Source organism: Bacteroides sp. D1 (genome assembly GCF_000157095.2).
Lineage (GTDB): Bacteria > Bacteroidota > Bacteroidia > Bacteroidales > Bacteroidaceae > Bacteroides > Bacteroides xylanisolvens.
The window spans coordinates 1,027-19,299 of record NZ_JH114334.1; the positions used below are offsets into that span (position 1 = coordinate 1,027).

General features: G+C 36.8%; 19 protein-coding genes and 1 pseudogene. 16 read left to right on the forward strand and 4 right to left on the reverse strand.

From position 1 onward, the window contains the following. From BSAG_RS25495 to BSAG_RS16585, 12 genes and pseudogenes are all read left to right on the forward strand, one after another. Nucleotides 1–317 (forward strand): annotated as a pseudogene (locus BSAG_RS25495) (polysaccharide biosynthesis protein); the annotation flags it as partial. Then, entirely contained in the window at nt 317–1,189 is an 873-nt protein-coding gene (locus BSAG_RS16625; protein ID WP_004313284.1) for an alpha-1,2-fucosyltransferase, read from the forward strand. The pseudogene BSAG_RS25495 and the gene BSAG_RS16625, both read left to right, overlap by 1 nt. A 46-nt stretch (nt 1,190–1,235) precedes the next feature. Then, a complete protein-coding gene (locus BSAG_RS25500) occupies nt 1,236–1,664 on the forward strand; it encodes an acyltransferase family protein (protein ID WP_232287648.1) in 429 nt (142 codons plus the stop codon). Continuing rightward, nucleotides 1,586–2,092, forward strand: coding sequence for a hypothetical protein (locus tag BSAG_RS25505; protein WP_232287644.1), 507 nt, complete (start codon nt 1,586–1,588; stop codon nt 2,090–2,092). The genes BSAG_RS25500 and BSAG_RS25505 overlap by 79 nt, the downstream gene beginning before the upstream one ends. A gap of 194 nt (nt 2,093–2,286) precedes the next feature. After that, nucleotides 2,287–2,697 carry an acyltransferase gene (locus BSAG_RS16620; protein ID WP_008771197.1) on the forward strand — a complete coding sequence of 137 codons (411 nt, stop codon included), beginning with the start codon at nt 2,287–2,289 and terminating at the stop codon, nt 2,695–2,697. Between the two features lie 197 nt (nt 2,698–2,894). Continuing rightward, nucleotides 2,895–3,977 (forward strand): glycoside hydrolase family 99-like domain-containing protein, encoded by a 1,083-nt coding sequence (locus tag BSAG_RS16615; protein ID WP_004309201.1) that lies wholly within the window; start codon nt 2,895–2,897, stop codon nt 3,975–3,977. Between the two features lie 74 nt (nt 3,978–4,051). Beyond that, nucleotides 4,052–4,792: a glycosyltransferase family 2 protein gene (locus tag BSAG_RS16610; RefSeq protein WP_008771196.1), complete on the forward strand. Its 741-nt coding sequence runs from the start codon at nt 4,052–4,054 to the stop codon at nt 4,790–4,792. Nucleotides 4,793–4,804: 12 nt separating this feature from the next. After that, entirely contained in the window at nt 4,805–5,935 is a 1,131-nt protein-coding gene (locus tag BSAG_RS16605; RefSeq protein WP_004309203.1) for a glycosyltransferase family 4 protein, read from the forward strand. Nucleotides 5,936–6,353: 418 nt separating this feature from the next. After that, a complete protein-coding gene (locus BSAG_RS16600) occupies nt 6,354–7,193 on the forward strand; it encodes a hypothetical protein (RefSeq protein WP_232287645.1) in 840 nt (279 codons plus the stop codon). After that, entirely contained in the window at nt 7,194–8,411 is a 1,218-nt protein-coding gene (locus BSAG_RS16595) for a glycosyltransferase family 4 protein (protein ID WP_004313287.1), read from the forward strand. A 569-nt stretch (nt 8,412–8,980) separates the two neighbouring features. Beyond that, on the forward strand, nt 8,981–9,784 hold the full coding sequence (locus BSAG_RS16590; protein WP_004309206.1) for a glycosyltransferase: 804 nt from the start codon (nt 8,981–8,983) through the stop codon (nt 9,782–9,784). 363 nt (nt 9,785–10,147) lie between these two features. Beyond that, complete coding sequence (locus BSAG_RS16585; RefSeq protein ID WP_004296628.1) at nt 10,148–10,381, forward strand: DUF4248 domain-containing protein; 234 nt, start codon at nt 10,148–10,150, stop codon at nt 10,379–10,381. 62 nt (nt 10,382–10,443) lie between these two features. Here the strand turns inward: BSAG_RS16585 and BSAG_RS23960 are convergent, their stop codons facing one another. The 4 genes from BSAG_RS23960 to BSAG_RS16575 form a co-directional block, all read right to left on the reverse strand. Further along, complete coding sequence (locus BSAG_RS23960; protein ID WP_008020284.1) at nt 10,444–10,887, reverse strand: N-acetylmuramoyl-L-alanine amidase; 444 nt, start codon at nt 10,885–10,887, stop codon at nt 10,444–10,446. A 16-nt stretch (nt 10,888–10,903) separates the two neighbouring features. Continuing rightward, nucleotides 10,904–11,002, reverse strand: coding sequence for a smalltalk protein (locus tag BSAG_RS24885; protein ID WP_004303901.1), 99 nt, complete (start codon nt 11,000–11,002; stop codon nt 10,904–10,906). 70 nt (nt 11,003–11,072) lie between these two features. Continuing rightward, the gene (locus BSAG_RS16580) at nt 11,073–11,561 is read right to left on the reverse strand and encodes an HU family DNA-binding protein (protein ID WP_004296631.1); all 489 of its coding nucleotides are present in this window, start codon (nt 11,559–11,561) and stop codon (nt 11,073–11,075) included. Nucleotides 11,562–11,825: 264 nt separating this feature from the next. Beyond that, nucleotides 11,826–14,153, reverse strand: coding sequence for a DUF3987 domain-containing protein (locus tag BSAG_RS16575; RefSeq protein ID WP_008771193.1), 2,328 nt, complete (start codon nt 14,151–14,153; stop codon nt 11,826–11,828). Nucleotides 14,154–14,305: 152 nt separating this feature from the next. On the opposite strand from BSAG_RS16575, the gene BSAG_RS16570 reads away from it, so the two are divergent. The 4 genes from BSAG_RS16570 to BSAG_RS16555 all read left to right on the forward strand — a co-directional run bounded on the left by BSAG_RS16570 (nt 14,306) and on the right by BSAG_RS16555 (nt 18,271). Beyond that, entirely contained in the window at nt 14,306–14,665 is a 360-nt protein-coding gene (locus BSAG_RS16570; RefSeq protein ID WP_004303898.1) for a hypothetical protein, read from the forward strand. A 137-nt stretch (nt 14,666–14,802) separates the two neighbouring features. Next, a complete protein-coding gene (locus BSAG_RS16565; protein WP_004303897.1) occupies nt 14,803–15,309 on the forward strand; it encodes a DUF805 domain-containing protein in 507 nt (168 codons plus the stop codon). A gap of 126 nt (nt 15,310–15,435) precedes the next feature. Continuing rightward, nucleotides 15,436–17,694, forward strand: coding sequence for a hypothetical protein (locus BSAG_RS16560; protein ID WP_008771192.1), 2,259 nt, complete (start codon nt 15,436–15,438; stop codon nt 17,692–17,694). A gap of 4 nt (nt 17,695–17,698) precedes the next feature. Continuing rightward, the gene (locus BSAG_RS16555; RefSeq protein WP_004296637.1) at nt 17,699–18,271 is read left to right on the forward strand and encodes a sigma-70 family RNA polymerase sigma factor; all 573 of its coding nucleotides are present in this window, start codon (nt 17,699–17,701) and stop codon (nt 18,269–18,271) included. The last annotated feature ends 2 nt before the right edge of the window (nt 18,272–18,273 follow it).

Sequence of the window (18,273 nt, forward strand, 5' to 3'; positions counted from 1 at the left end):
AAATACTTTTATTTTTTATGAGCTATTTCTATCTTAAAAAAGTGATGAGTTTTCCTTTCTGGCATTTTTTGGGTAGAGTTGTTATGCCTATGCTTTTGGTAGGGATAATTACATTATGTGCTGTTTATTGCGTTAGGATTATATTGAAAGATGAATCTTTTACTCGTTTGATCCTGTCCACCGTAACTTCATTTGTGATCTTCTCTATTTCGGCTTATTTTATAGGAATTGATGATTCAGAGAGAAAAATAGTAAGAGCAGCGTGGGTAAAACGGTTCGGTAAGTATAGGAATAATATAAATAATTTTACTGTATAATGGATGTTGTTGTTATATTTAATGGTTTGGGAAATCAAATGTCTCAGTATGCGTACTATTTAGCTAAGAAGAAAGTAAATCCTAACACAAAAGTAATATTTGATATCATGTCAAAGCATAATCACTATGGATATGATTTAGAACGGGCATTTGGTATAGAGGTGAATAAAACATTGTTGATAAAGGTTTTACAAATTATCTATGTATTAAGTAGAAAATTTAGACTATTCAAGAGTGTTGGTGTTCGAACAATCTATGAACCTCTCAATTATGACTACACGCCGTTATTGATGCAGAAAGGACCTTGGGGGATCAATTACTATGTGGGTGGATGGCATTCCGAAAAAAATTTCATGAATGTACCTGATGAAGTCAAAAAAGCATTTATGTTCCGTGAACAACCTAATGAGGATCGATTTAATGAATGGCTTCAGGTTATTCGTGGTGATAATAGTAGTGTTTCTGTCCATATTCGACGGGGAGATTATATGAATATAGAACCGACTGGTTATTATCAATTGAATGGTGTAGCTACATTGGATTACTACCATGAAGCAATTGATTATATTCGGCAATATGTGGATACTCCTCATTTCTATGTTTTTTCTAATGATTTGGATTGGTGCAAGGAGCAATTCGGAGTAGAGAATTTTTTTTATATTGAGTGTAATCAAGGTGTAAATTCATGGCGTGATATGTATTTGATGAGTGAATGTCATTATCATATTAATGCGAATAGTACATTCTCATGGTGGGGAGCTTGGCTATGTAAATTTGAAGATTCAATTACTGTTTGTCCTGAACGCTTTATAAGAAATGTTGTAACAAAAGATTTCTATCCTGAACGGTGGCATAAAATAAAATCTTGTTGATATGGATAATATTACATCAAGAACTATTGAGCGGTTACGTTTCCCGATGACTGTATTAGTTTTATTTATTCATGTTCTACCATTTGCAGCATCTCAAGGTGGCATAGAATATACATTCCCTTTTAATACCGATTCATGGTCTCATAGGTTTATTTATTTCTTTAATTGGATATTTCCTCGTGTGGCGGTCCCTATGTTTTGTATCATATCTGGCTATTTATTTTTTCAAGGATTGAATACTGTTGATTGTTTTAAGGAAAAGTATAAATTAAAATTAAAATCAAGAGTAAAAACGTTATTGATACCTTATTTATTATGGAATATTATATTTGAAATTTGGAGACTTTTTATGATATCGTCTGATAAGTTGGAACTTCTCCCTAAAAGTTTTTCTTATTGTGCAAAGAGATTTTTAATTCATTTTGGGGTATGTATGCTCCTTCTGATGCACCTCTTTGGTATGTTCGTGATTTGATGGCTGTTATGGTGTTGGCTCCTATCATTTTTTTTGTGATAAATAAATGTGGTAAATATGTTGTTATAGTTTTGACTTTTATCTGGTTATTAGGTTTGTGGCCTAGATTGCCTATTGTGCCTGGTATAGATATTATACTATTTGTTACATGGGGAGCATATTTTGCCATGAAAGGGATAGAGCCCTTTAGAAAAATGGCATCACTTACAGGATATTGGCCTGTTTATATAATTTCGTTATTATGGGCTGTTTGGGAATATGATGAATTAGCATATAACTTTCCAATTAGATTAAGTATCTTATTAGGGCTATCTTTGGTCTCTGCATTATTCTTATATATTGATAAACATGAAATGAATGTTCCAAAGATACTAACTGCAAGTTCTTTTTTACATATTGTCTTCATTGGATTTATGTTGCTCCTTTAACATCATGTGTAGTATTTATGATACAACCAGAAAGTGAAATAACAGTAGTTTTAATTTATTTTGCGTGCATCTTTTTGACGTTAATAATATCTTTATTATCATTCTTAATATTGCGTATTCTTTCTCCACGGCTACTATTATTATTTACAGGTAGCCGAGGATAAATATTCTGTTTGATTTAAAATAGTTACATCATGCTGAAAAATATTATTAAAAAGCTAATCGCTTACATATTTCGTCCAGAATATAAATTTGCTAAGAGAGGAGATAAATGTTTTATAGGCTCGAATTGTATAATCAATTCGGCATCTATGATTGAATTAGGCAATCATGTATCTATTGGTCCTAATGCTGTTTTGTATTGTATTTATAAAAAAATAATTTTTGGAAATAATGTTCTTTTAGGCCCTAATGTTACTATGGTGAATGGGGATCATAATATGAGGAAAATAGGAGTTCCAATAATTGATAATAATGAAAAAGAGGCAAGTGATGATGCTGATATCATAATAGAAGATGATGTGTGGATTGGTGCAAATGTTACGATTCTAAAGGGTGTTACAGTAGGTCGTGGAGCCGTGATAGCTGCCGGTGCAGTTGTCTAGATCAATACCACCTTATTGTGTTTCAGGAGGAATTCCAGCACATGTGTTGAATATAAGATTCACTATAGAACAAGTAAAGCAGCATGAGGGAATTCTTTATAGTGAAAAAGATCGCATGAAGGACGGACAACTACAGCACCTTGCTTCGTTTGCAACAAAGTAATTATGAATATATAAAGAATAAACAGTAGTATATTATGTCAAAACCAAGATTGATCGCATTTTATCTTCCACAATATTACCCTACGAAAGAAAATGATGAATGGTGGGGAAAAGGATTTACGGAGTGGACAAATGTAGGTAGGGCGAAGCCTCTATTTAAAGGGCATTATCAGCCTCGTGTTCCTGCAGATTTGGGATATTATGATTTAAGAGTTCCAGAAGTTCGAATTCAACAAGCGGAAATGGCAAAGAATGCTGGCATTGAAGGGTTTTGCTACTGGCATTATTGGTTTGCCGGTAAACGAATGCTAGATAGAGTTTTTGGAGAAGTAGTAGAAACAGGTAAGCCTGATTTTCCTTTTTGCTTATGCTGGGCTAATCATTCATGGTATGCAAAGACATGGGACCCTAATAAGCCTTCTAAATTATTGATAGAACAAACTTATCCAGGTATTGAAGATTATGAAGAACACTTCTACGCCATGTTGCCTGCATTTAAAGATAGGCGTTATATTAGAATAAATGAAAAAATACTATTTGCCGTCTATGATCCATTGAATATCCCAGAACCGCAATTATTTATTGAGACATGGAATCGGTTGGCTAGAGAAAATGGATTGGAAGGTTTCTATTTTATGGGATTTACTATTAAGGATAGCTTGAAGCAAGAAATCCTTAAGGTAGGCTTTGATAGTGTATTGGTGGATTTTGTATTTGGAGCTAGTGAAAAAAGTGGAACTCTTCCGAATATATATATAAAAAAAATATTAAGGAAATTATTAAGGAAACCAATAACGATTGAGTATAGTCAATATTCTCAATATTTATTAAATAATTACATAGTTAATGAGAATGTTTATCCTTCTATATGCCCTAACTATGATCATTCACCGCGAAGCAAATTTCGTGGAACTATAATCGTTAATAGTACTCCCCAAAAATGGAAGAAACTTTGTCATGAGATGTTTTCAAAAGTATCTGTGCGTTCTGCAGAGGACAATCTGGTTTTCATAAAAGCTTGGAATGAATGGGGGGAAGGAAATTATTTGGAACCAGATTTAAAATATGGGACTCAATTTTTAGATGTGATTAGAGACGTTTTAGAAAAGGTTAAATAGAATCATAAAATTTGTATGTAAGAAAAAGATTGTATAATGCTCTATTCCTGTACACTATTGGGATTGTTAATTCTATGAAAAAGATAATATCAATTATAATTGCTACATATAATGCAGAAAAGACTCTTAAGCGCTGCTTGAATAGCATTGTTTCTCAAAAAAAAGACCAGTTGGAATTATTAATTATCGATGGATGCTCTACAGATCGGACAATGGATATTGTCAGAGAGTTTGCAGAGAGTATTGATGTTATTGTTTCGGAAGTAGATAAAGGGATTTATGATGCGTGGAATAAGGGCATCCGTTTGGCTACGGGGGAATGGATTATGTTTTTGGGTGCTGATGACTATTTATTGGAAGGTGCTATGAATGTATATTGGAATTATCTAAAAAAGCAGACTTTGGATGGTATCGATATAATAACGGCGCAAAGTAAATTAATTGATGCTAAAGGGAAATATAAGAGAGTATTCGGGAATCCATATAATATAAAAGAATTTCGATGTTGTATGAAAATTTCTCATGGTTCGACATTACATAATAGAAAGTTATTTGATGAATTGGGGAATTTTGATATCTCATTTAAAATTTGTGCAGATTACGAATTTTTGCTTCGTAAGAAATTGAATGCTAGGTATATTGAAACACCTACTATAGCCATGCAAGTGGGAGGAGTTAGTAATACAATCAGAGGGCTTTGGGAGAGTTTTAAAGTTAAGCGTTATTGTAAGTCAATTCCTCTTTTGTTGAATGTATATTATTTGACAAAAGGTGTCATTGGATATTACATGCGGAAAATTAAGATAATTAATTAAGATATATTAGTGATGAGAAATAAAATAATAGGATACGTTTCTGCTGAAGACCCTTTCCGAGACAAAAAGGCATGGAGTGGTACGAAATATAAAATAAGGGAAGCTCTCCAAAATGCTGGTTATGAAGTGGTATGGATTTCTTGTAAACCAAGTAAAATATGTTTTATATTTTTGAAAATATTACTTAAAATGCTTTTTGGGAAAAAAGCCATAGTAGAACATAATCGGTATTATTTTAAGCTTTGCGCCAAACATATAAATATGAATAAAGTACGATTGTGCGACTATATTTTCTTTCCTGGTGGGGCGCAAATTAGTGCTTTTGTTAATTTTGAGAAACCGATAATTTATTATACAGATGCAACCTTTCATATTATGATAGATTATTATTGGCATGGTTTGTCCTCATGGTTGATTACTCAAGGGGAACACTATGAAAAAGAAGCGATTAAGAATGCGTTTATTAATATTCGTTCTTCTCAATGGGCAGCAGCTTCTGTTATCAACGATTACGATGGGTGTCTCCAGAGAAATTATGTTCTTGAGTTTGGAGCAAACTTTGATGACAAGGATCTTTTGCATGCTACTCCTTATAAAAGTGGAGCTTTGAATATCTTATTTTCAGGTGTAGACTGGATTCGTAAAGGAGGGGAAGTTGCTGTTAAAACGGTGCAACTTTTAAATAAGCGTGGGATTAACTCTTGTCTGTTCATTGTAGGGCTTTCCGAAATACCTCTAAAATATGCGAATCTTCCATTTGTTCGAATAATGGGATTTCTGGATAAGAATAATCCGGAGCATTACCGAAAGTATGTAGATATAGTGAAGAACTCTCATTTACTTTTATTACCAACTAATGCGGAATGTTCTGCTATTGTTTTTAGTGAGTCCTCTGCATTCGGTTTGCCTATTTTTACTTATGATACGGGAGGGACAGGGAATTATGTAATAGATGGTGTAAATGGTTATAAACTTCCTCTAGCAGCACGCGAACAGGAGTTTGCGGATGCTATTGAAAAGAGCTTGGAATCAAATGAATTTCTTCAATTACATAAGGGAGGAATAACGCTTTTTAATGAAAGACTAAATTGGAGCACTTGGTCAAAGAGATTCAGGAAAATAATGGAAGAAAACAATCTTTAATCCAGAATTATTTACGAATGCATTTAGCCTTGTGTTTAATATGAAAATGCGTCTTTCTATCACATTGAAATTATCGCTTGTTTGGTTTGTGTTGGCAGGAATGGTTCTAGGTCGATATACTGAACCCGCATTTCTAATAATAGCAACTTTATTTATAATGCTCCAACTTAATAAAGTATATGTAAGTACTTCTTGTTTGTTTGTAGGCACTCTTTTTTTCTTTCATTCATTGTCAATGGTTGTGTATAATGGCTATGATACTGGAAAACTATTTCAGCAGATTGTGCTATTGTTTACTTGTGTGTTTTGTTATTATCAGATTTTTCGGTATTGTCAGATACCTGTTTCTGAATGGTTCCGTAGATATGTGAGTTTAGTTTATATTTTGTCCATTATAGGCATTGTTCAATTTGTCATTATGTCAGCGACTCAAATAGATATCTTTCCTTATACATTAGATGGCACGATGACACAGAATACGGGTAGGTTGCATGCAATGTTAATGGAACCAGGATCTTTCACTGCTTTTTCTATACCAGCCGCTGCATATGTTTTTTTGGCTCCGGGATTTATGAAATATAATCGAATGAAGTCTCTAGTCATTGGGATCGCTTTAATACTGACATTGACCACCAGTATGATTGTTGCAGTTGTGATTATCCTATTTCTTAAGTTCTACTACTATTTTAAATATTTAAGAATTGGTCTTGTGGTATGTTTCATTGTGGGTGTGTGTTGGTGTATTAATAATAGGGATATTTTATCATCTTCTGAATATTTCGTGAATCCACAATTAAGAGCTATTCAAGAGAAGATAACACAAACCTTATCTATGGTTGAATATGCGGAGCCTGAAGATTTTGAGCACTTAAATACGAGTTCGTATGTGATATTGACTAATTATTGGATTGCTTTCAATGCTCCCTGTCGCATTTTGGGTACAGGGTTGGGTACACACGCCCAGAATTATGAGCGTATGTATAAATCAGACTTTGGTGGATATGGATTGAATAAAGATGATGCTTATTCGATGTTTGCCCGGCTGTATTCTGAATTTGGAGTGTTAGGACTTTGTCTTTATGCTTTTTTTCTAATAAGGTATTATAATAAGGATAATATTATAAGCCTCTGTCTTATTGTATTTTTTATTTCTTATTTGATAAAAGGCGGTCATTATATGCTCTATGGGACAGCTTTCTTTCATATTGTTTATTATTTTATTTCTCCTTACAAAATAAACTGTTTCAAAAAAATATAGATGCTTAAAAATATAGTAATTGTTAATGATTGTGCACATATAGAGGGAGGGGCTGCAAGTGTTGCCATAAATTCTGCTATTGGGTTAGCGAAACATTATTCTGTATATCTATTTTCTGCCGTTCAGCCTATTGATAGGAGGTTGGAGGAGGTCGGCGTGCGCGTTATATGTATTGGGAAAAAGGACATATTGCATGATGAGAATCGGATTCGTGCAATATCTAAGGGATTGTGGGATAACGAAACAAAGCGAGTGTTTGAACGCCTTTTAGCTACGTTGAGTCCCGTAGAGTCTATTATACATTTTCATACGTGGACAAAAGCGTTAACCGCTTCGCTCTACGCTGTTACAGCCAAAATGGATTTTAAGACGGTGATAACACTTCATGATTTTTTTTGCTTTTGTCCCAATGGAGGGTTTTATGATTATCAACGTAATGAGATTTGCTTTAGGAAACCGATGAGTTATTCATGTTTGACTTGTAACTGCGATGTCCGAAGCTATCCGCAGAAAATATGGCGAAGTATAAGAATGGCGATTCAGAATCATGTAATGGCAAAAAATAAGAAAATATATTTCATATCAATCTCGGCGTTGACTCGAAAGATTTGTATGCAGCTGATGAATGATAGTCGTAAAATATATACGATTGCAGATCCTGTAGAAATAAATGAGAATCAATTACCTAATAAATTATTAAATAACGATGTTTATTTGTTTATGGGCAGATTATCTCCTGAGAAAGGAATTGGGCTGTTTTGTCAAGCTGTAACGGATTTGAATCGGAAAGGAATAGTATTGGGTGAGGGATATTTGAGAAGCGAATTAATGGAAAAATATCCTAATATACAATTTGTTGGGTGGGTTGCAGGTAAAGATAAACAAGCCTACTTTAAAAAAGCAAAAGCTTTGGTCTTCACTTCGTTATGTTATGAAACGTTTGGTTTATCTGTGGCGGAAGCTAGGTCTTATGGAATTCCTTGTATAGTTCCAGATTCTTGTGCTGCAAGTGAACAGGTTATTGATGGAGAAACAGGTTATTTATTCAAAACAGGAAATTTGGATTCTTTAAAAGAGGTGCTTGTCAAATATGAGAATGCTGATATCCAAGTAATGCAAAATAATATTGTAAATAATTTTATTGCAGACGATTGGAGCTTGATATCTCATATAAAGAATCTAGTACAAGTATATAATGAAATAATTACAGAATCGTGAATAAGTTAAAGTCTACTCATTTCTGCTAGGTATATATCATTAAAGGTATAGTGATCGTTTCGGTATTTTTCGTTGTAGGTGTTTTTTCTTAAAAGCAGAAAAACGATTTTCCCCTGTCAGATTTATCAAAGGGAAGATGAATCGCTTTTATCAATTGTTGTTGTACTTTCATATTCTAGTAGTATTGTTACAAAATGTGTGGCTGAATATTGTTTTTTATGATGCAGTGGCTGATTATGGTAGAAAATATATGGAGTATGGGATAGAAAATGGAACAGTAGGTAAGGCATGGGCGTGGTAAGGAGTCATTTTATATTATAGCTTTACACTTTGTTGGCTTTAAACTCTGTACATTGATGCTAAGTGTATTTGATATAAAATTATAGATGTTGAGCCTCATGGCACCAGCTGGTAGAAATATTTTACAAACATTGCTATGTTTATGCTTTGGTATAATTATTCTCTTTAATATTTATTGAGATGGTCAGGAGAGGATAGAAAGCTCTGGGGAGAGCTGTCTATTTATTTAAATAATGTCGAGCTAATAACAATTTCTTATATTATTTTTAATGATAACAGTTTCTATTGTAACTTATAAAACAGACTTGGTAGAACTTGCTAAGTGCTTAACTTCTTTGCTTTCTCCCTTGATATCTAAAGTGTATATAATTGATAATTCAAGCCAGCAGTATATTGCCGATTTTTGTAAAGAATATGCTAATGTAGAATATATCGGCAGTAGAAATGTGGGGTATGGTGCAGGACACAATCAAGCTTTGCGTAAGGTTTTGAAGTCAAAGAGTAAATATCATTTGATACTAAACTCAGATGTCTATTTTGACCCGAGTGTGTTGGAGCAGTTGGCTGATTATATGGATTTAAATGAAGATGTAGCTCAAGTACAACCTAATATTATATATCCCGATGGAAGAATGCAATATACCTGTAGATTATTGCCAACACCAGTTGATCTTATTTTCCGTCGATTTCTACCAAAGAAAATGATAGAAAAAAGAAATAATCGATATATACTTAAGTTTAATGATCATACACAGGCTATGAATATCCCTCATCATCAAGGAAGTTTTATGTTTTTCCGTATTGAATGTTTCAATAAGACTGGTTTGTTTGATGAACGATTCTTTATGTATCTTGAAGATATTGATCTTACTCGAAGAATACATAAGTATTATCGAACAATGTTTTGGCCAGGGGTTACTATTGTTCATGCTCATCGTGCTGCTTCATATAAAAGTAAAAAGATGCTTATAATTCATATTCGGAATGCGATTAAATATTTCAATAAATGGGGATGGGTATTTGATAGCGAACGAAAAAAATGGAACAAGCGGTTATTAAAAGAATTGTTATGAGTGATTAGGTGATATAATTGATGTGTATAAAAATAAGAAATGGTATAAAATAAAATGTTGAGATGTAATAAACACGTGAGTGTTTCGTATGTGAGATGAAAAAAATGTAGGTCCCTAGCTTCATGCTGTAAACAGTATGATTCTCCTACATTGTGGATTGGAAATCGTACGACGGTACATTTCTGATCTACGCCCTGACATCGGAGGTTAAAGCCGATGTGAATTTCCCACTATATCAACTGTCTGTGAAGATCGTTGATATTTTTATTACTCCCATTATACTGGATAATAATATCGGTTTTCTTTGTTTATATGTTGAAATTTTTGTAACTTTATAGCATATAAAACAGTAATAAAGAAACAATGGAACATTCAGACTTTGTAGTGAAATGTTATAATAAACAAGAGTTGGCCCAGATGTATTTTCCTGATTTGACGATTCGTGCTTCAGTCAATAAACTCCGGAGGTGGATGCGGAGATGCAAGCCGCTGATGAATGAGATACTATCTACTGACTTTCATCCGAAGACAAAGGCATTTTCTGTGAGAGAAGTGCGGCTTATTACCTATTACTTGGGAAAGCCGGGGGAACTGTAAATGATATAAACATAAAAAAGAACTACGGGAGACTGCACTTTCGCGAGCTCCCGTAGTTCTTTTTATATATTCATATACTCTTTTCGACTGTCAAAACAGGGACAAGCCTTATGAATCGAAGCACTAAGTTGATAATGTCCCAGGATTTGCGCATCCGGATACTGATGTTTGAGAATCGTCAACAAGTCAAGTAGCGCGAAGCGCTGCGCCTGTGTTCTCGTATCCGCCGGACGACCTTCTTCATCCAACCCACCTTCATAGCAAATTCCAATACTATGCCGGTTGAAACCTCGCACATGCGCACCGGGCTCCGATACCGGGCGACAATGGTGAAGTTCTCCATTACGGGTGATGTAAAAATGATACCCTATGTCCTTGAAACCTCGTTGCAGGTGACATTGTCGAAGCTGCTCTACGGTGAAGGAAACATTGCAGCGCGTCGCGCTGCAATGAATCACCAACAACTTAATCTCACGTGGGAGATAGTTTTCTTCTGAATTTTCCATATCGGTCAGCAGGAGATTAATGTCCCACGCAGGACGTTACACCGATAGCCGAAATGATCGAAGTCGCGATAGTCACGATAAACTGGAGAATGTTTTTCCAAAGTTGCTTTTTCATATAAATTTGAATTAAAGAATAAATACTACTGATACATTATGAACTCAAGAACCAGTCAACAACCGGTTGATTATGCTGCCGGGTCCGGAGCTTCCCCGCTGCCGGAACCTCCCTGATTATCATCACCGCCATCATCAGGAAGCGGATCTTTATCCGAATCAGTGGAAGAATCACTCTTATACAATGTATAATCCAATGTCTTACACAACTTGCGGAGATCACTACCCGGATAGAAGAGCACTTTGCCCTTATCAATGCATGATGCCTTGAATTCCTTTGCCGTATCGGTAGGAGTACCGGTCTTGATACTCATACGGAAATTACCCAGGTCACCCATTTGGACGATATTTCCTTCATCCAGTACATTGACGATTTCGAGTAAAAACTCACCGATACAACCTTCTAGTTCCCCTTTGGAGTAAGAAGAACGTTCAGTGATACGTTTACAAACTTCCTTGACCGTCACTTTACGACCGCTACGCGCCACTGCATAAAATTTCGGAGTTTCACTAGGTTTCAACAGGTTCTTACGAGCCATGAGAGTGTAATTCTGTGCCATAACTTTTAATTTTAAATCATTAATTTTTAATTGTCTAATTGCCTTGTAATCGATTACATGACAAAAGTACTACATCGGGAAAGCGGCATGACGCATAATGACGCACACAGGCGCACAGATAAAAAGAAAAAACATCGGGAGATTTGTATCGAAACTTCCCAATGTTTGATTTCAATCATTGAGATGTTTTTTTCAAATCTCCCGATGTTTTTCCGGACTCTTCAAAAGGACAAAAGGACAAAAGGACAAAAAGGACAGATGTGACTATTGCTCATTCATCTTGGTGTAAGAACCATGAGATATCTTATTGATCTTTACTCCATTAAGCGATTTTAGCAGACGTGTTACCTTACGATGGTTGAAATCATATTTTGCGCCAATCTGAATCGCTTCATCTGTCGTGAAACTATCGGGCAACTCTTGAACGAAATTACGAATAGTGTCCGGATTCTTCAGTGGACGGACCGAAGGAGACGGCATGGATGAGTGCAACAACCGGCTATGCTCGTAACAACATAGAACGATCTGAAGAGAACGCTCAAAATCAGCGTCTGTGCAATAAATCTCGGGAGAAAGATCGGTTACCTCAAATTGCCGGATACGGGTCTGGATCATGCTGATGCGCATCACCAGAAAAGCATAGCGTTTCACTACGGCTTGGAGGTCATCGTTGCCTTCCAATGCCACCTCGGACAGCATACGTGAGAAAATCTCATTCAGACGGTTCCATTGCAGGCGGTTGAAATGAAAAAGAACCGGATGAGCCAGACAGAAGTGATATAATTCGGAGACACGATGCGCAATCGGTTTGAAAGAATCTTCCAGTGAGACGCAGTCGTCGCCCATTTCTTTCCAGTGCGGAGCTTCGCGGAAAGTGTAAATCAGGGTGCGGCTGGGCAATCCGTTTTCGTAGCTGCTCAACAGGCCGTCTATTTGTCCAGGAGTACCCGTCAACAGCAAAGCCAATTTGGGATGGCGTATATAGATCGGAATGAGGCCGTTGGCTTTGTAGGAAGAATCTATATTTTCGTGCTCAAAAGCCTTGCGGAGCATATCGTCGAAATTGCCACAATCCAGATGATTGGCTGTGGATAGCGTTTGTGCCTCCGTGTCGAAAATGATGCTTCCCTGTGGACCGTTGTCCTGCATCTGCATTTGCATGCGGGTATAGCTGGTAGTAGCAGGAATGAATAGCATTTTGAAAGGAGGTCGTTGCGGTTCTTCGGAGCATGCTTCTCCTTTCTTTTTCTGTTTTTGATATTCTGATTGCCAGTTATTATGTACAGTCTGGTAGTTTTTCATCATAGATTCACTGGTAGACAGGATTTCTGAATGTATTTCTTCCAACAGGTATCGTCCGGTTTGGGCGATGCTTTTACCACTGGCGGCAGGCGAAAGTATGACACTGAATATATGCGTGGAGTATTTTTTATGATTATAAATTCCGAAAGTCTGCGGAAGTGCTGCGCTCAAGGCCGTGAGATCGGAAAGGAGAGCGACATCTTGTTCGCGTTCGCTTCCGTCTTCAATGATACAGTCATTTAATAGGTCGGGAAGATTATTGTACAAACTGCGGGGAAATAAAGGAGTTCCTTTTCGGAATTCTTCTCCCAGCCAATAGGCTTCGTCGTCGGTATCGGAATTTTCTGCAGTACTATATTGTCTTTTTGTCCTTATGTCCTTTTGAAAAGAAGGGGCGCTGGCCGGAGAGGAAGCGGGTGCATGTTCATTAACTTGTTTATATCCAGACGATAAAACCTTTGTTAGTTCTTCGGGACGAAAATCCGTGTGCTCGAAAAATACAGTAAGTTCGCGTAATATGCTTTTCTGGGGATAGTGTCGGCGGCAGGCTTCGCAGGCAAGTTTGAAGACGTTGGAATGGCGCTGACCGGCTGTTAGCGGATGAAAGAAAATATAGGACGAAATAAATTGGGCGATTTCTTCTTCAGACACGTTTTCCGGAGTATTATTCTGAAGGGGAAAGGGAGGAAGCACTTCATTTTCAGAGAAAGTGTTTGTTTCTTCTTTTATAAGTGGCTCCAACACAAATGCCTGATAGAGCGCCGCAACATATCCGTTGGGGGAATAACTGAAATAACACAGGCGACTTTCGTCCTTGCATGCCGGGTCACTCTCCAATCCCAGCAGTTGATTGTAGTAGTGGCTCACTAGTTGCTGCCCTTCACGATGGCGGTTTTCGATACCTTCTACATAGGCGAAAACTTTCACTCCGTCGGTAGGGCTTTCTATTGCCGCTACTGTGTGGGGATCTGCCGCACAACGTTGGATGACTTGAAGACGATCTTTTACATGATCGTAATCAAGTCCGACAATATGGCTGGGGAGAAGAAAGTTTTTGATAGCGTGCGCTCCGTCGAATGTGCCTGCCGGAGTGAAGCAGGGGAGTTGGTTTTTCAGCTTCTGTGCCGCGGCATGGTCTCCTTCTGCATAGTACCGCCGAATAGCGTTTATGATGGAGGCATAGATCGGATGAATGCACATAATAATGACTTCAAGGAAAGACATGACTCGGGGCTTTTTTGAATACACATTTTCGTAAACCGAGACTTTGATTTCTTCTAAAACTTTCATATAAAATTGTTTTTGTAAGATTGAGCTACCTGACTATCAGATAACGGGAACAAAGGTCGGGATATTAAAAATAGGGTTGCTTCCCTATGTGGATAGCACTTGATAAAGCAAATAAAAAATGAAATATTATAATTTATTAATCATAGAATGACATGGCAAAAGAAAAACAGGAACCTTATGAGTTTTTAAGCAATTTGGTATTGGCTTTAATGGATATGGATCGTATTTTCAGTAACAGTTTTTTCATAAGCGAATTCGCTATCTCTCCTAAAACATTAGGGGAGATAAGGCGGGGAGAGGATATGTGCATTTATCAGTATGTACGGGTGATCCGGTGTATGACGAAATATCTTCATTTGATTATTCAGCTGGATATGTTGCTGAAGGAGTTAAGAATCGTACTGTCTTCCCATTGTGACTTGGTGGTCGCTACGGTTCCGCATCGTTCTTGCGGAACTTGTCAGCCGACAGAATGGGTGGCAGTGATGCATTGGGATGGAGTGAAATTGTGATTTCTACAGAAAATAGGGCATTTTTTCAATCTTTTTGCCCGATTTCTTTCTTTATTTAATTTTTTTTATATCTTTGCTTTCATATTGAGAAACACGGATAAAAACTCACTTATTTATTCATATAAATTTAATAAATTATGTTCAAAGCTCCTTTCTCATTTGACGGGCGTATTCGTAGAATTGAATATTTCCTGTCGGGCATTATCGGTGGTATAGTTTCCAGTATTGCATGGGCACTTGGTGTAGGTACATTTATTTTGGGTGCTGCCAGCGGATCGGCCGGTGGATCAGTATTTGGTTTATTGATCGGTCTTGCTGCTATGATTGCTTCCATTTGGTTCTCTTTGGCACAGGGTGTGAAACGTCTGCACGACTTAAACAAATCCGGTTGGCTGATTTTGTTGTGCTGTGTGCCTATCATTGGTTGGATTTTTGCATTGTATATGTTGTTTGCAGATGGTACGGTAGGTCCTAATCCTTACGGAGCAGATCCGAAAAACCGTATGCCATATCAGGCACAGCCTGCTTCTGTAAATGTGACTGTAAACGTTTCAAGAGAAGAGGTGAAAGTTGACAAGCCGGTGGAGGATGCTCCCGCACCTGCAGAAGCTCCAGCGGAGGAGAATAAAGAAAAAGCTGAATAATCTTATTAAAGAAGAAATAAGAAAGCCTCTTGCAAAATTCGTTTTGCAGGAGGTTTTTTGTTACTAATCTGTTTGTTATTCAATATTTTGTATAAATTTGTAGAATAAATAATCAATCTATCGAATATGTATATGTTAAGCACAGTAATCTCTCAAACTGGTGAATGCAATGCACAGCACGCGACAGACCCTTGTTTTTTAAATCAATGGGGATATTCTACCCTTTTGTTAATCATTATCGGGATAGGTTTAGTATACCTGCTTTTTAAGAAACGGAAATTCTTAGTGGATAACCTGAAATGGATTGCAGGTACGGTATTTATTGCAGGTTTCCTGATATATTGGTATGCTTTTAATGAGGGAGGGAGTGACAGTAATTCGATAGCGTTGGCGTTTAGGTCTGCTCTGTCTTCTATGGAAATGTTCGCTTCGCATTCCGATCTTTTGGAGGTTCCTGAAGATCTGCATCATGATCCTTTCTACATGACGATATTTTCTGTGATACATTTCCTGGCCGTTATAGTGAGTGCGGTTTTTATCATCAAACTGTTAGGATTCAGATTTATCTCATGGGTGCGGTTATGTATGGCGAATCTTTCAAGAAAGAAGAAATGCCGGCTGTTTATTTTCTGGGGTGTCAATGATAATGCGATATTGCTGGCTAACAGCATAAGAAAAAAAGCGGCAGAGCCCAAGGGGAAGAATGAAGAAGGATGGGAGAATTGTAAGTTCATTTTCGTGAGGTTGCTTTCTGCTAATGAAAGCAGTTCTCATGGCCGGTTCACATTCAGTCATTTCTTTAATTCGTCTCATGACGGAACTGAAAAATTTATAGAAAAGATAGAAGAGCTTGACGGCATACTGGTTAACTCTAAATTTGGAATCACAGGCCGGGTTATAGATAAAGTCAAATCGGAATTTGATTTATACAAATATCTCGGATTGAGGAGATTGGGAAACCTAATCAAGAAGTACCCGCAGGCAACTTTCTATTTCTTGTCTCCCAATGAAGAACTGAATCTGGAGGCGGTGTCTGTTTTTAAGGAAATAGCGAAATGTAAAGAAGATAGAGTCCATAATCAGGTTCAGATTTATTGCCATGCGCGTAAGAACAACCAGAACCAGAAGTTGGAAATATGTGATGGGTTGAAACATCAGATTCATATCATCGACTCGTCTAATCTTGCTGTATTGCAATTAAAAAAGAATGTGAGGAATCACCCCGTGAATTTTGTAGATGTCGATACATCGAAGGCTTGTGTAAAGAAACCTTTTACGTCGATGATTATTGGCTTTGGAGAAACAGGACGTGATGCATTTCGTTTTCTATATGAGTTTGGGGCATTGATCGATGTAAATGGCAATAGGAACCCTCAAAAAATATATGTGGTTGATGAACATATGGATGAATTGAAAGGTGATTTTTTAATGAAAGCACCTGCCTTGAAGGAGAGGAAAAATGAGTTGGAATGGTGTGAAGAAATGTCTATCCATTCCGAACGTTTTTGGGAAAAGCTCTCTGAAATCATTCATGATCTAAACTATATTGTAATTGCTATAGGAAATGATAATGAAGGGATGGCATTGGCGATTGATCTCTACGAATATGCCTATCGATATAGAAAGGATTGTTTCAATGATTTTAGGATTTATCTGCGTGTCAATGGAAGTTGCAACACCATTCAGCTGAAGCAAATAAAAGAGTATTTTAATATTTATGGCAATACCCGGGATGTAATCATAACTTTTGGAGCGCAGGAAGAAATATTCTCGTACGATGTGGTATCGACAGATGTGCTTGAAGTATTGGCAAAGGAATTTTATTATGCATATCAGAAAATTATGATTGACGCAATGCCTGAAACGAATGAGAAGGAAATTGAAGAGAAGAAGAAAGCGAAGGAAAGCCTGAAGCAAACAGCGGAAGAAGAATGGAATGCGCGTAGAGAGGCATTGCAGGACAAGCATAGCTTGGATGCACAAATTAAATTGGCTTATCAGGAAGAGCAGGATAGGGCTAATGTATGGCATATCGATACCAAAAAGTTTTTAGCCGGGGCCATGGGAGAGGATGGCAAAGATAATAAGGAAAGATTGAAAGAGATGGTTGAGCTGACGCAGCGTGATGCCCATACATTGAACTATTCTAAGGTTTGTGACGTTGTTTCCAGTACATTATTTGATAATTTGAGTAAGTGCGAACATTTGCGTTGGAATGCATGTATGGAACTGCAAGGATTTGTAACGTGTGACGGAGATAAAGACTTTCAGCAGAAGAAGCATAAATGCATCGTCGATAATGATATTTTAAGAAGTAAATATCCGGAAACCATCCCTTATGACCAGTGTGTGGTTGAGCTAAGTTTTAGATTGAAAAAGAACTAACTATATGACAGATCAGGAAATAGTCGACGGATTAATCAATCGGGATGAAAAAATCACCGATTGGTTTTTCAACATAAAATATCGTCCGTTGTTTATCAATGTAATTAAGCTGATATTTGATTACCAGGTTGATTACGATGAATGTATCAGCGAACTCTACTATCATCTAATGAAGAATGATGCTGCCGTTCTTCGTAATTTTGAGGGACGTAGCACCATTGGAACATGGATTAAGATTGTGGCAATTCGTTTTTTCTGTTCCCGGAAAAAACGTGAACAGATGATAGAAGACGAGAGTAAAGAGCCTCTTTATGAGCAGAATCATGAAGAAGAAATAGACGACTCTGAATCGAAAATAGCCGCAAAGATTGATTTGGAACGTTTGTTCGATCTGATGTCGAATAAGCGGTATGTGATGGTCATCAGGGAATTAGTACTCAAAGAGGTCGAACCTGAATTTTTAGCATTATCTATGGGAATAACTGTTGCTAATCTGTACAATATTAAAAAGCGTGCGCTGGCAGCATTGGCTCACTTAGCTATGAATGATAAGAAGAAGTATGAAAACAAAAGATAAAA

Excerpts from the sequence above, each read along its gene's own strand:
- BSAG_RS16620 (WP_008771197.1), top strand. The coding sequence starts at position 2,287 with ATGCTGAAAAATATTATTAAAAAGCTAATCGCTTACATATTTCGTCCA.
- BSAG_RS23960 (WP_008020284.1), bottom strand. The coding sequence starts at position 10,887 with ATGGAAAATTCAGAAGAAAACTATCTCCCACGTGAGATTAAGTTGTTG.
- BSAG_RS16610 (WP_008771196.1), top strand. The coding sequence starts at position 4,052 with ATGAAAAAGATAATATCAATTATAATTGCTACATATAATGCAGAAAAG.
- BSAG_RS16560 (WP_008771192.1), top strand. The coding sequence starts at position 15,436 with ATGTATATGTTAAGCACAGTAATCTCTCAAACTGGTGAATGCAATGCA.
- BSAG_RS16600 (WP_232287645.1), top strand. The coding sequence starts at position 6,354 with ATGTCAGCGACTCAAATAGATATCTTTCCTTATACATTAGATGGCACG.
- BSAG_RS16625 (WP_004313284.1), top strand. The coding sequence starts at position 317 with ATGGATGTTGTTGTTATATTTAATGGTTTGGGAAATCAAATGTCTCAG.
- BSAG_RS16585 (WP_004296628.1), top strand. The coding sequence starts at position 10,148 with ATGGAACATTCAGACTTTGTAGTGAAATGTTATAATAAACAAGAGTTG.
- BSAG_RS16555 (WP_004296637.1), top strand. The coding sequence starts at position 17,699 with ATGACAGATCAGGAAATAGTCGACGGATTAATCAATCGGGATGAAAAA.
- BSAG_RS24885 (WP_004303901.1), bottom strand. The coding sequence starts at position 11,002 with ATGAAAAAGCAACTTTGGAAAAACATTCTCCAGTTTATCGTGACTATC.
- BSAG_RS16565 (WP_004303897.1), top strand. The coding sequence starts at position 14,803 with ATGTTCAAAGCTCCTTTCTCATTTGACGGGCGTATTCGTAGAATTGAA.
- BSAG_RS16590 (WP_004309206.1), top strand. The coding sequence starts at position 8,981 with ATGATAACAGTTTCTATTGTAACTTATAAAACAGACTTGGTAGAACTT.
- BSAG_RS16570 (WP_004303898.1), top strand. The coding sequence starts at position 14,306 with ATGGCAAAAGAAAAACAGGAACCTTATGAGTTTTTAAGCAATTTGGTA.
- BSAG_RS16595 (WP_004313287.1), top strand. The coding sequence starts at position 7,194 with ATGCTTAAAAATATAGTAATTGTTAATGATTGTGCACATATAGAGGGA.
- BSAG_RS16575 (WP_008771193.1), bottom strand. The coding sequence starts at position 14,153 with ATGAAAGTTTTAGAAGAAATCAAAGTCTCGGTTTACGAAAATGTGTAT.
- BSAG_RS16615 (WP_004309201.1), top strand. The coding sequence starts at position 2,895 with ATGTCAAAACCAAGATTGATCGCATTTTATCTTCCACAATATTACCCT.
- BSAG_RS16605 (WP_004309203.1), top strand. The coding sequence starts at position 4,805 with ATGAGAAATAAAATAATAGGATACGTTTCTGCTGAAGACCCTTTCCGA.
- BSAG_RS16580 (WP_004296631.1), bottom strand. The coding sequence starts at position 11,561 with ATGGCACAGAATTACACTCTCATGGCTCGTAAGAACCTGTTGAAACCT.
- BSAG_RS25500 (WP_232287648.1), top strand. The coding sequence starts at position 1,236 with ATGACTGTATTAGTTTTATTTATTCATGTTCTACCATTTGCAGCATCT.